Below are 11598 nucleotides of genomic sequence, written 5' to 3'. Positions count from 1 at the left end.
CATGACCGAACACGTCTTGGTCGTCGGCAGCGGCCGCGACCTTCCGAGCCGGGTCCGCAGCGCCCTCCCCGGCACGCAGACCTCCGTGATCTGCCGGCTCGACTTCGTTGCCAAGCTCCGGCAGCTGACCGAGCACGCCCGGGTGATCGCCGTGCGGCACGATGCCCCGGACGAGGAATGGATAGCACTGGCCAGGGCGGCGCACGCCCGGCATCCGTTCACCCGCATCGCGACGTTCGGTGAACGCGATCAGGACCGCTGCGCCGCGATCGGCGAGGCGCTAGGCCTGTCCACCCACTCGCCGCGCACGGTCGCGTTGATCCACGACAAAGACGCCATGCGCGCGCAGCTCCGGGACGCAGGCATCGACTCCACCGCCTCCGCCATCGTCGCCGACGTGGACGCACTGCACACGTTCGTGGGGAAACACGGCCTGCCCTGTGTCGTGAAACCGGTATGCGGCGCGGGCAGCGCCGGGGTGGCCGTGGTTCGGGAGGAGGCCGCGCTCGCGGCGGCGTTCGAGCGCGCGGGAGGCAGCTTCGACGGCCTTCCGAACAGCGGCGTGCTGGTGGAGCAATTCCACGAGGGACCGCAATTCAGTGTCGAGGCGTTCTCGGAAAGCAGTGAACACCAGGTCGTCGCCATTACACGCAAATTCTCCGACCCGGCCACCTTTGTCGAACTCGGCCACGTGGCACCGGCCGAACTTTCGGCGGCCGAGGAAGAACAGGTGCACACCTATGTGGAACGGCTGCTCGACGCACTCGGAGTGGAATTCGGGGCCACGCACACCGAGATCGTCCTCGGATCCCAGGGACCGAAGGTGATCGAGACCCACGTGCGAATGGGAGGCGACGAGATTCCAGCTCTCGCCTTCGACGCCACCGGCGTCGACCTCGCCGACTGTGTCGTGCGCCAAACGGTAGGGGAGAAGGTTCTTCCGGGAATTCGGGCGGTTCTCGCCGAGGAGCGGCCCGGTCGGTGTTCCGCGATCTGGTTCGCGGCCGCCCCGGTTGCAGGAGTGCTCACGGAGGTCGGCGGCCTCGACGACGCCCGGAACGTCGACGGTGTGACCGAGGTGCAGTCGCTGGTCCGACCGGGCAACAGGGTCGAGGTCCTGGAGTCGTCGGACTCGCGGGTGGCTTACGCACGGGCCCTCGGAGACACGGCCGAGCAGGCGCTCGTCGCCGCTCGCGAAGCTGTCGGCTGCCTCGAATTCCAGGTGCGGGTGGCGGCAGCGAACGTGGTGTCGGTGTGACGTGGGGTCGGACGCGAGGAGTGCGAGCGACCTCGTCGCGGGTTGCGACTGGAAACCGATCGGTTTAGGGTGTGGAGGTAAACCGATCGGTTTCAGAAGTCAGGGAGTCCAATGATGACGTCAACTCAGCAGGTGGCCCTCGTTACGGGTGCGTCATCCGGTATCGGGCGAGAATCGGCTCTCGCGCTGGTGAAGGCAGGTTTCACAGTTGTCGGTACCAGCCGCGACGCCTCGCGAAGCACCCCGCTCGACGGTGTGACGTTCTTCGACCTGGACGTGTCCGACGAAGCATCGGTCAGCGCCTTGGTCGAGCAAGTGATCGCACGGTTCGGGCGGATCGACGTCCTGGTCAACAACGCCGGCATCGGTTTGATGGGCGCGGCCGAGGAAAACTCCGTTGCACAGTCACGGGGCGTCTTCGATATCAACGTCTTCGGCGTGATGCGTATGACGAGGGCGGTACTGCCGCACATGCGAGCGCTGGGACGTGGGCGCATCATCAACCTTTCGTCGGTCTACGGGCTGATCCCGGGACCGTACCTGGCCGCCTACGTCGCGTCGAAGCATGCGGTCGAGGGCTACTCCGAGTCGGTGGACCACGAGGTCCGCGAACACGGCGTGCGGGTTCTCCTGGTCGAGCCCGGTGGGACGAACACCGGGTTCGAGGCGAACAGTGCGCGGCCTGATTCGCCGTTGCCGGCCTACGAGAAGCAACGCCGGATCGCCGATCAGGTGCTTGCGACGTCGGTCGAAGGCGGCGACACCCCGGCCACCGTCGCACGCGCGGTCGTAGCGGCGGCGACGGATTCGAAGCCGAAGCAGCGCTATACCAGCGGCCCGCTGGCCTCACGTGTCAGCATGTTGCGCCGCTTCGCCCCAGTCCGGATCTTCGATACCCAGATGCGCAAGTACCATCGCTTGACCAACTGATGCCTGCTCGGCATCACTTGGAATCTCGGCCCTTGGGGGCAACTGATGGGACAGTCGCGATTCGCGTCGCCTTGTCTCGGGGGAACTACTTGGAGGCCGCCAGTTCCTCGGCGATTTCGATGTCGATTTCCTGCTCGGTCATTTCTCCGAACAGGTGATTGGTGAACATTTTTCGACTCGATCCCGTGGTGGTGGTCCGGTCGCTGGAGGCTCCAGCAGCGGCTCTACTGAATGTATCGCCGTGGGGTGCGCTGGTGTTTCACCCCAGCTCCGGGTTCTTTCAAGGTGGTCGGCGGGACCGGCGGTGTGCGCCGGACCCCGCTCATTCGCGCATTCCGTCGGCAAGCTCCAGAACGCGCCCGACGTATCGGCTCATGAATGTGTTGAACGCCAGTTGTGACAGTTCGGGGCACCCGGCCTTGCGAAAGAAGTGCTCCAAACCGACGAGTTCGGTGCCGATACAGACTCGTTGGTCATCGAGGTCGGCGAGCCGGCGTACGAGGCGCTCGAGTTCGTCGGCCTTGCTCATCACTTCGTCCATCGGACTTCACCTCGTACTCGATGCGATGGTGGTTTCTCGGTAGGGCGAGCGCGTCAGATGGGGGTCTTTCCGCGTCGCGACTCCGAGTCTACCAGCTATTCGAACGTGTGTGCGAATAGCTCGCCTGCATGCGAACGGGGCCTTCGGCACGGCGCCGTCGAGTGGTGTTCAGTTGTGGGGCGCGGCGCTCAATCGGTTATTGCACCGCATGGTTCCTGTGATCTTGCTGCACGTGCCTTCGCGGCCGAGCAGCGTTCGGCTCAGCAGTACCAAGCCCCAGGGGCCGATCACCCAGACAGGCCAGAAGTAGATCATGACGCCGGTGGCGAGCGAGATGATGCCCCAGATCACGATGTTGAGGCTTCCGGCGGCGAGCCAGGCAAGCCACTCGATGCGTTGGTGGCTCGGGAGACGACGGCGTGCAGGCTGGGGTGATCGGATCTGGCGCGGGGCAGGTGCGGGGGCGGCTGGAAGGTCGCGCAACACCTGACGTACCTGTGCTTGGGTGACCGACCGATACACCTGGGCTACCCGCTGGTCGAACTCGTCGATTGTCAGTCGCCCAGCGGTGAGATGCCGGCCGAGTTCGTCGACGACCTTCTCGCGTTCGGAATCGGATATCCGGATGTTGTCCGCGTACTCCATCGGACCCTCCTCGGCGGTGACATTCCACTGTGGAATGTCGATGTCTTCTATGATCGATATGACACAGTGGAATGTCAACCCCTCGCTTACGAAGGACGATGTCATGAACGAACGCCCCCTCAATGCCACCGCCGCGTCGCTTCTCGGTTTCCTCCACGAGGGATCGAAGACGGGGTGGGACCTGGTGGTCACCGCCCAGGAACGCATCGGCAAGTTCTGGTCGATCACGACCAGCCAGGTGTATCGGGAGCTTGCTGCGATGGAGCGTGCCGGGTTGATCGAGGCGGGGGAGCGGGGCACCCGCGAGCGTAAGCCCTACACCCTGACCGATGAGGGTCGGCGGGCGTTCGCGGACTGGATCGAACTCGACCCCGCAGCGGAGAACATTCGCTATCCATTGCTGCTCACCGTCGCGTTCGGCGCGCATCTTCCGCCCGAGCGGTTGGACGCGATGCTGGACTCCCACCGCACCGCACACGAGCATCAGCTCGCCGAGTACGAGCGCGAGGCCGAAGTGCACAGCTCCAACGAATATGCGTTGGCGACACTGGACTTCGGGATCGTGTACGAGCGCGCCGTCCTGGAATGGTTCGATCGCGTCGGCAAGCGGCTGGGGCGCGGGAGGCGGAGCCGCTGACGGGTCATCTCGTGCGTCGGTACCCGCAACGAGGGGCGTCCTCCTCGCCCCTCGGAGTCTTCCACCGTGAGATCGGCGAACGCCGTCAGTACTCCGCCGGCCGGCGGCGTGGCGAGCTCACCCGCAGTGGGTGAGGTGCGGGCTGGCTACGCCCGGGCACGCTGAGGTCAGGCAGTGCTGTGCACTCCGGGCCCAGCAGAGGACCCGCGAGCGTTCCGACGACACGCGAAGAGGTTGTGAGTAGTCATGGTGGAGCGGCGTGAGGTTTTACCGATACCCGACCGGCAGCACCTCGGACTGATCACCTATGACGCGAAAGACCCGGACACCGCTTTCCCACCGATCCAACCTCTGCTTCCACCGGAGGACGCCCCGAACGTTCTGGTGATCCTCCTCGACGACGTGGGTTTCGGCGCCGCCAGCGCCTTCGGCGGCCCGGCACACACCCCGACCGCGGAGCGACTGCAACGGGGCGGCCTCACCTACAACCGCTTCCACACCACCGCCCTCTGCGCACCGACCCGAGCCGCGCTGCTCAGCGGCCGCAACCACCACTCGGTGGGGATGGGCATGATCACCGAAACCGCGACCTCGGCGCCGGGCTCGTCCGGGCTGCGGCCGAACACCAAGGCCGCACTGCCGATGACCCTGAAACTCAACGGTTACTCGACCGCCCAGTTCGGGAAGTGCCACGAGGTGCCGCCGTGGCAGACGTCCCCGATCGGGCCGTTCGACGCGTGGCCGACCGGCGGCGGTGGCTTCGAGCACTTCTACGGCTTCATCGGCGGCGAGAACAACCAGTACTATCCGGCGCTGTACGAGGGCGTGGCGCCGATCGAGGTGGACAAGACACCCGAGGACGGCTACCACCTCACCGAGGATCTCGCCGACCACGCCATCGACTGGATTCGGAGCCAGAAGTCCCTCGCCCCGAACAAACCGTTCTTCGTGTACTTCGCACCCGGGGCCACGCACGCCCCGCATCACGTGCCCCCGGAGTGGGCGGACAAGTACGCCGGCCAGTTCGCCGGCGGATGGGACGCGCAACGCGAGTCGACTCTCGAGCAGCAGAAGCGGCGCGGCGTCGTCCCTGCCGACACCGAACTCACGGCGCGCCCGGAGGCTATCCCCGGGTGGGAGGAGATGGACGACGCACTCAAACCGGTGCTGGAACGCCAGATGGAGGTGTACGCGGGATTCCTCGAGCACACCGACTTTCACGTCGGCCGCGTGATCGACGCGATCGAAACGATAGGCGCCCTGGACAACACCCTCGTCTACTACATCATCGGCGACAACGGTGCCTCCGCCGAGGGAACCATCAACGGCGCATTCAACGAGATGGCGAACTTCAACGGTCTCGCCGCCATCGAGACCCCGGAGTTCATGGCCGAGGTGAAGGACAAACTCGGCACCCCGGAGGCCTACAACCACTACTCGGTGGGCTGGGCGTGGGCGATGTGTGCGCCGTTCCAATGGACCAAGCAGGTCGCCTCGCACTGGGGTGGCACGCGCAACGGCACCATCGTCCACTGGCCCGCCGGGATCCGCAGCAAGGGTGAAGTTCGGTCGCAATTCACCCATGTCGTCGACGTGGCGGCGACGGTGCTCGAGGCCGCCGGACTGCCCGAGCCCACGTTCGTCAACGGGGTGCAGCAGACTCCGCTCGAGGGCCCGAGCATGCTGTACAGCTTCGATCAGCCGGAGGCTCCGGAACGACACGACCTGCAGTACTTCGAGATGGCCGGTAATCGCGGCATTTACTACAAGGGCTGGAGCGCGGTCACCCGGCACAGCACCCCGTGGTTGCCGAACGAGGTGCTGCCCGCTCTCGATGACGACGTGTGGGAACTGTACGACGGGTCGACCGACTGGTCGCAGGCCCATGACCTCGTCGCCGAGATGCCCGATAAACTTGCTGCACTGCAACGGCTCTGGTTGATCGAGGCGGTGAAATTCAACGTTCTTCCCATCGACGACCGCCGCTTCGAACGGCTGAACCCGACCATCGCCGGCCGACCGCAACTCGTGACGGGAACCTCGCAGGTGTTGTTCCCGGGGATGAAGCGGCTCAGTGAACACAGCGTGATCGACATCAAGAACCGGTCGTTTTCGGTAACCGCGGCGATCGAGACGCCGAAGGACGGGCCCACCAACGGTGTCATGATCGCCCAGGGCGGTCGCTTCGGCGGCTGGGCTTTCTACGTCAGGGAGGGACGAGTGAGATTCGTCTACAACCTGCTCGGCATGAGCGAATTCGTCGTCGGGGCAACGGAAGACCTCGACACCGGCAGTCACCAGGTCCGCGCCGAGTTCGCCTACGACGGGGGCGGTCTGGCGAAGGGCGGGACCGTCACCCTCTACATCGACGGCCGCAGCGTCGGCAGTGGCCGGGTCGACCAGACGCAACCGATGGTCTTCTCGGCGGACGAGACCACCGACATCGGCAACGACTTCGGTATGCCGGTGAGTACCGACTACATCGGCGCCGCCAAGTTCAATGGGCGTATCGAGGTCGTGAAGATCGACGTCGGCGAAGACGACCACTCCCACCTCGTCGACCCCGCCGAGGTCGTCCGGGTCGCGACCTCCCGCCAGTAATCGGTCCGCCATGACCTGGGCACTCCCCGCAATCGCTGCGATTCTGCTCGCCTACGCGGCGGTCTCCGGCCGGACTGCGGGCACGCCGATCACCGCCCCGATCGTCTTCACCGTCGGCGGTCTGCTCCTCGGTGCAAGCACAGTGGGGCTGATCGACGTGCATCCCGCCGCCGAAACGGTGAAACTCCTCGCGGAGGTGACGCTCGCGCTCGTGCTCTTCTCCGACGCCTCCCGGGTCAACCTGTCAGCCCTCCGTGCCGAAATCGCCCTCCCAGCCCGTCTGCTGGGTATCGGCCTGCCATTGACCATCGCGACCGGTTTCGGTGCCGCCCTGCTCCTACTCGGTGATCTGGCGTGGCCCGAGGCGCTCCTGCTTGCGGTGATCCTCGCGCCGACCGACGCTGCTCTCGGCCAGGCCGTGGTCACCCTGCCGATCCTGCCGTCCCGAATACGGCAGGGTTTGAACGTCGAGAGCGGGCTCAACGACGGAATCTGCGTGCCGCTGTTCTTGATCGTGCTGGCGATTGCGCAGGCCGAGGCAGGGGCGATCGGCGGCGGCGCCGCGGCCCGGTTGGTCGCCGAGCAGATCGGTTACGGCATCGTCGCGGGAATCGGTGCCGGGGCGATAGCGGCGGCGATCCTGGTGATAGCCGGCCGCCACCGCACGATCGACCCGTTGTGGGCTCAGACCGTTCCCTTGACGGCGGCCCTGCTCGCCTACACCGTCGCCGTGCCGTTGGGCGGTTCCGGTTTCATCGCTGCGTTCGTCGGCGGACTCACCTTCAACGCCATCCGCCACCGCGCCGAGGTCAACCACGGCGATGGCGAGAGCAGTGACGGTGCCGACTCCCTCGACGAGGCCGGTGACCTGTTCAGCGCGATCACCTTCATCGTTTTCGGCGCCGTGCTGCTCGGACCCGCTCTCGGCCATCTGTCGTGGGCCGTGCTCGGCTACGCGGTCGTGAGTCTGACCGTCGTCCGGATGGTTCCCGTCGCGCTGTCGCTGGTCGGGACACGTCCGCGCGCCCCCACCGTCGCCTTCCTCGGATGGTTCGGGCCGCGCGGACTCGCGACCATCGTCTTCGTCATCCTCATCTTCGAAGAATCCGGCGAGCTGCCCCACGAGGAATTACTGCTGACCACCGCCGTCATCACCATCGGACTTTCGGTGCTTGCCCACGGACTCACTGCCGCGCCGTTGGCCGATCGCTATGCCACATGGTTCCGTCGCCACCCCCGAGGTGAGGGTCTCATGGCACCAGATCCCGGTCGATGACATGGCCGCACCGACTGATCACCCACCGCCGAGGCCGACCACGGCGATCATCAGGGGCAGGAAGACGATGATCAGAACCGCACCGACGATGTCGAAGGTGATTCCGCTTCGGATCATCGTGGTAATTCGGACGGCTCCGGAGCCGTAGACCACGGCGTTCTGCGGCGTCGAGACCGGCAGCATGAATCCGAACGATGCGGCGAATGTGGCCGCGAGCGCAGGCACGAAGGGGTTGACACCGGCCGCCAACGCCACCGGGATCACGATCGGCACCACGACCGCCGCCGACGCCGTGTTGCTCGTCGTCTCCGATACGGCGATGGCCAGCAGCACCGCGAACACGGTGATGGCGACGACGCTGGTCAGGCCTAGCGAGTCCGCGACGGATGTGCCGATCGTCTCGGCGAGTCCGGTGTCGGCGAGCAGTGAGCCGAAGATGATGCCGCTACCGAACAGCACGATCGTGCCCCAGTCGATTTCTGCTGCGTCCCGCCAGGTCAGCGTGAATTCGCGATTTCCCCAATCTGTCGGCAGCAGATAGAGCAATGCCGCTCCGAAGACCGCAACCATGCCCTCGTCGAGTCGGTCGCTGATCGTGCCGTAGAGGTCCGAGTCGTTGCCGGCGATCACCGCGACGACACCGGGCAGGATCCACAGCGTCACTGTGACTCCGAACGCGATGAGCGTGTTCTTCTCGGCACGCGACAGCGGACCCATTTCTGCACGCTGCTCCGCCAGGTAGTCGGCGACGCCTTCGATGCGCCGGATCTCCGGTTTGTTGATGCGCAGCAGGATGATGGCGAGCGCGATGAACATCAGCAGGCAGATCGGGATGGCCATCACCATCCACTGCCCGAAGCTGATCCGCTCCCCGGTGGCCTCCTCGATGAGCCCGCGTCCGATCAGGTTGGGTGGGCTTCCGACCGGTGTCAACAGGCCGCCCACGCTGGCGCTGTATGCCAACATCAGCATGATCGCGGCACCCACCCGGACCCGCAGGGGGTCGAAGTCCTCGGCCACGACGCCGCGGCGCTGCATGAGTTTCGCGATGACGCCGAGGATGCCCAGGGCGGTGGGCAGCAGCATGGCCACGGTCGCGGTGTTGGATACGAACGCCGAGAGTCCGCACGTGATCGCGCCGAACGCCACGATCACACCGGTGGTGGACTGGCCGACACGCGGCAGGGTCAGGATCCGAAACGCGAACCGCCGTGCGACGCCGTGTTTGAGCATCGCCTGGGCAAGGATGAACGCTCCGATGAACGTGAAGATCGTCGACGACCCGAACGCGGCGAGCACCTCGTCGGCCGGCGCCACGCCCAGAAACACCACGATCGCCACCCCGAGCAGCCCGCCGATCGGGATCGGCACCGCCTCGGTCACCCACAACACGATGACGCCGAGCAGCACGCCTGCCAACGTCTGCTGGTTGGGCGGTATGTCGATCGGCAGGGCGAGGAAGACGATCGTGATCAGTGGCGCGAGAAAGAGCCCGATCGTGCGGCGGCCCTTCTCGAATCGCTCCTCGGCGGGTGAGAGCTGCTGTTCGCCGAGGCTGCGATAGGTGGTGTGCCCGAGCAACGCCTTGTCGACGTCGGTGCGGTTGCCCTGGTTCTCGGTTGTCATGGTCCCTCCCCGGCACAGATCGGTACGGAAGTAGTACCCGTGAACGAGCGTGATAGTCGTGTCACGACCTGTTCTCTCGGCACGACCGAGGCCTGTGACCAGTGTCGGACCCGACCCGTCCTGGGACTACGTGTCCGGTCAACCGGCGGAGCCACCCGTGCACGAAGCGCGCCGGCACCTGCGAGTCCGCGTCGGGGTCCTCCAGATACCATGCGCGATAGCAGAATCGGAATTGGTGATATTGCTCAGCCGAGCGCCTTCGCTTTGAGAGTGTCGTACTCGGCCTGGTTGATGGTGCCCGCGTCGAGGAGTGCTTTCGCGTCGGCGATCTGCTCGGCAGCCGACTTGCCGGCCACTTCCCTGATGTAACGGTCGGTTGCCTGCCTCGCCGAGTTGTGTGCCTCGAGTTGCCTTTCCGCAATCCCGCGACCGCGGGCGATGAGATACACGAACGCGGTGATGTACGGCAGCACGATCAGAAAAATGATCCAGAGAGTTTTCGTGAATCCGGACATAGCGCGATCGCGGAACAGGTCACCGAAAATCTGGAACAGAATCATCAGGTAAGCGACGAACGCGAACACGACCACCGTGTACCACAGGAAGTCCCAGAATGAGTCCATCATGAGTTAGCTCCTTCGCACTTGTGGACTGCGCTGGTGTGCAGCCCGAAACGTGCACCACTTACCTGGTCAGCATCGTCCTTCGTGCCCGCGATTGTGCGCAGTTCCGCATAACGGGCAGCACGACGCACGCCGACATCGGGTTGCTCCTGCGACCGCACCGTGGTGTGCTTCTGCTCGTGGAAGGGAGACGATGAGATGGCCGTGACTTTCGTCTTGTTGCCCGGCGCCGGATCCGACTCGTGGTACTGGCACCGAGTCGTGCCCATTCTGACCAGCCACGGGCACGCCGCCATCACCGTCGACCTGCCGTACAGCGACGAGAGCGCAGGTCAATACGAGTTCGCCGACGTCGTCGTCAAGGCGTTCCGCGACGTCGAGGGTCCCGTCGTGTTGGTCGCGCAGTCGATGTCGGCGTTCACCGCGGCGATCGTGTGTGAACGAACCGACGTCGACGTCGATCTGCTGGTCCTGGTAGCTCCGATGCTTCCGGCGCCCGGGGAGTCGGCGGGCGAGTGGTGGGCGAATACCGGGCAGTCCGCGGCGCAGCGTGCGTTCGCGGTCAGCGAGGGACGTGACCCGGCTGCCACCAACGATCTGCGGGAACTGTTCTTCCACGATGTGCCGGAAGAGCTCATCGAGGAAGCGTTCCAGGCCGAAGAGGTCGCCATGTCGGACACTCCGTTCGAGACGGTATGGCGGGCGGAGGAGTGGCCGCACGTGAAGACCCGTGTGATCGCGGGCAGTCGAGACCGCCTCTTCCCGGTCGACTTCATGAAACGGATCGTGCGGGAGCGTCTGGGCATTGCACCCGACGTGATCGATGCGGGACACCTGATCGCCTTGGCCCGACCCCGGGAACTGGCCGCGGCGCTCGAGGGCTACGTCGAGGGCCTCTGATCGTCACGGTGACCGTCGCCGAGCGCCGACCCCTGAACCGCGGTTAGTCTGCCGAGAACGGCGCAATCCGTTCCCGAGGTCCGAACACATGGAGGTGCGAGACACGATGTCGTTGTCGGTATCAGGCGAGTTCGAGATCGAAGCAGCCCCCGAACAGGTCATGCGTGCCCTTGTCGATGTCGAACGGATCCCCGAGTGGTCGGCGGTGCACAAGGAAGTCATCGTGGAGTCGCGGTTCGAGGACGGACGACCGCGGACCGTGCGGATGACACTCTCGGTGCTCGGTGTCTCGGACACCCAGTTGGCCGAGCACAAGTGGATCGACGACGAGCAGATGTCCTGGGTTCTCGTCGAGAGCGACAAGCAGCGGAGTCAGGAAGGCGAGTACCGCCTCACGCCCACGTCGCGCGGCACCTCTGTGCGGGTCACGATGTCGGTCGACCCGAAGATCCGGTTGCCCCAGGCGGTGCTGCGGCAGGGGCAGAAGCAGGCGATCCGGACCATCCGCAAGGGCCTGACGAAGTTTGTCGTCGACAACTACGTGTGATCAGCACGAGCGTG

General features: G+C 65.4%; 11 protein-coding genes. 7 read left to right on the top strand and 4 right to left on the bottom strand.

The window, feature by feature from the left end; all coding sequences use genetic code 11:
* Position 1 precedes the first annotated feature (1 nt).
* Positions 2-1258, top strand: a complete 1257-nt coding sequence (locus L1080_RS15815; RefSeq protein WP_250770384.1) for an ATP-grasp domain-containing protein — start codon at positions 2-4, stop codon at positions 1256-1258.
* Between the two features lie 114 nt (positions 1259-1372).
* Entirely contained in the window at positions 1373-2188 is an 816-nt protein-coding gene (locus tag L1080_RS15810) for an oxidoreductase (RefSeq protein ID WP_250770381.1), read from the top strand.
* 322 nt (positions 2189-2510) lie between these two features.
* Here the strand turns inward: L1080_RS15810 and L1080_RS15805 are convergent, their stop codons facing one another.
* Together L1080_RS15805 and L1080_RS15800 are read right to left on the bottom strand one after the other, a co-directional pair.
* Positions 2511-2729, bottom strand: a complete 219-nt coding sequence (locus L1080_RS15805) for a hypothetical protein (RefSeq protein ID WP_109328315.1) — start codon at positions 2727-2729, stop codon at positions 2511-2513.
* Positions 2730-2897: 168 nt separating this feature from the next.
* On the bottom strand, positions 2898-3374 hold the full coding sequence (locus tag L1080_RS15800) for a DUF1707 SHOCT-like domain-containing protein (protein ID WP_250770378.1): 477 nt from the start codon (positions 3372-3374) through the stop codon (positions 2898-2900).
* A 103-nt stretch (positions 3375-3477) separates the two neighbouring features.
* On the opposite strand from L1080_RS15800, the gene L1080_RS15795 reads away from it, so the two are divergent.
* The 3 genes from L1080_RS15795 to L1080_RS15785 all read left to right on the top strand — a co-directional run bounded on the left by L1080_RS15795 (position 3478) and on the right by L1080_RS15785 (position 7888).
* Positions 3478-4011, top strand: coding sequence for a PadR family transcriptional regulator (locus L1080_RS15795; RefSeq protein ID WP_250770375.1), 534 nt, complete (start codon positions 3478-3480; stop codon positions 4009-4011).
* A gap of 246 nt (positions 4012-4257) precedes the next feature.
* A complete protein-coding gene (locus L1080_RS15790; protein WP_159920894.1) occupies positions 4258-6612 on the top strand; it encodes an arylsulfatase in 2355 nt (784 codons plus the stop codon).
* A gap of 10 nt (positions 6613-6622) precedes the next feature.
* Positions 6623-7888 (top strand): cation:proton antiporter, encoded by a 1266-nt coding sequence (locus tag L1080_RS15785; protein WP_250770372.1) that lies wholly within the window; start codon positions 6623-6625, stop codon positions 7886-7888.
* Positions 7889-7906: 18 nt separating this feature from the next.
* Here L1080_RS15785 and L1080_RS15780 read toward each other — a convergent pair whose 3' ends face one another.
* Positions 7907-9514, bottom strand: coding sequence for an SLC13 family permease (locus L1080_RS15780; protein WP_159920898.1), 1608 nt, complete (start codon positions 9512-9514; stop codon positions 7907-7909).
* 245 nt (positions 9515-9759) lie between these two features.
* Complete coding sequence (locus L1080_RS15775) at positions 9760-10140, bottom strand: SHOCT domain-containing protein (RefSeq protein WP_201453543.1); 381 nt, start codon at positions 10138-10140, stop codon at positions 9760-9762.
* A gap of 195 nt (positions 10141-10335) precedes the next feature.
* On the opposite strand from L1080_RS15775, the gene L1080_RS15770 reads away from it, so the two are divergent.
* A complete protein-coding gene (locus L1080_RS15770) occupies positions 10336-11037 on the top strand; it encodes an alpha/beta fold hydrolase (RefSeq protein WP_159920900.1) in 702 nt (233 codons plus the stop codon).
* Between the two features lie 106 nt (positions 11038-11143).
* Entirely contained in the window at positions 11144-11584 is a 441-nt protein-coding gene (locus tag L1080_RS15765; RefSeq protein ID WP_159927032.1) for an SRPBCC family protein, read from the top strand.
* The last annotated feature ends 14 nt before the right edge of the window (positions 11585-11598 follow it).

Source organism: Rhodococcus sp. MSC1_016 (genome assembly GCF_023667485.2).
GTDB lineage: Bacteria > Actinomycetota > Actinomycetes > Mycobacteriales > Mycobacteriaceae > Rhodococcus_F > Rhodococcus_F oxybenzonivorans.
This window is presented reverse-complemented; position numbering and strand designations above follow the sequence as displayed.

Bases quoted from the DNA above. Each gene is read 5' to 3' on its own strand.
- L1080_RS15805 (WP_109328315.1), bottom strand. From the start codon at position 2,729: ATGGACGAAGTGATGAGCAAGGCCGACGAACTCGAGCGCCTCGTACGC.
- L1080_RS15775 (WP_201453543.1), bottom strand. From the start codon at position 10,140: ATGATGGACTCATTCTGGGACTTCCTGTGGTACACGGTGGTCGTGTTC.
- L1080_RS15790 (WP_159920894.1), top strand. From the start codon at position 4,258: ATGGTGGAGCGGCGTGAGGTTTTACCGATACCCGACCGGCAGCACCTC.
- L1080_RS15800 (WP_250770378.1), bottom strand. From the start codon at position 3,374: ATGGAGTACGCGGACAACATCCGGATATCCGATTCCGAACGCGAGAAG.
- L1080_RS15770 (WP_159920900.1), top strand. From the start codon at position 10,336: ATGGCCGTGACTTTCGTCTTGTTGCCCGGCGCCGGATCCGACTCGTGG.
- L1080_RS15810 (WP_250770381.1), top strand. From the start codon at position 1,373: ATGACGTCAACTCAGCAGGTGGCCCTCGTTACGGGTGCGTCATCCGGT.
- L1080_RS15785 (WP_250770372.1), top strand. From the start codon at position 6,623: ATGACCTGGGCACTCCCCGCAATCGCTGCGATTCTGCTCGCCTACGCG.
- L1080_RS15795 (WP_250770375.1), top strand. From the start codon at position 3,478: ATGAACGAACGCCCCCTCAATGCCACCGCCGCGTCGCTTCTCGGTTTC.
- L1080_RS15765 (WP_159927032.1), top strand. From the start codon at position 11,144: ATGTCGTTGTCGGTATCAGGCGAGTTCGAGATCGAAGCAGCCCCCGAA.
- L1080_RS15780 (WP_159920898.1), bottom strand. From the start codon at position 9,514: ATGACAACCGAGAACCAGGGCAACCGCACCGACGTCGACAAGGCGTTG.
- L1080_RS15815 (WP_250770384.1), top strand. From the start codon at position 2: ATGACCGAACACGTCTTGGTCGTCGGCAGCGGCCGCGACCTTCCGAGC.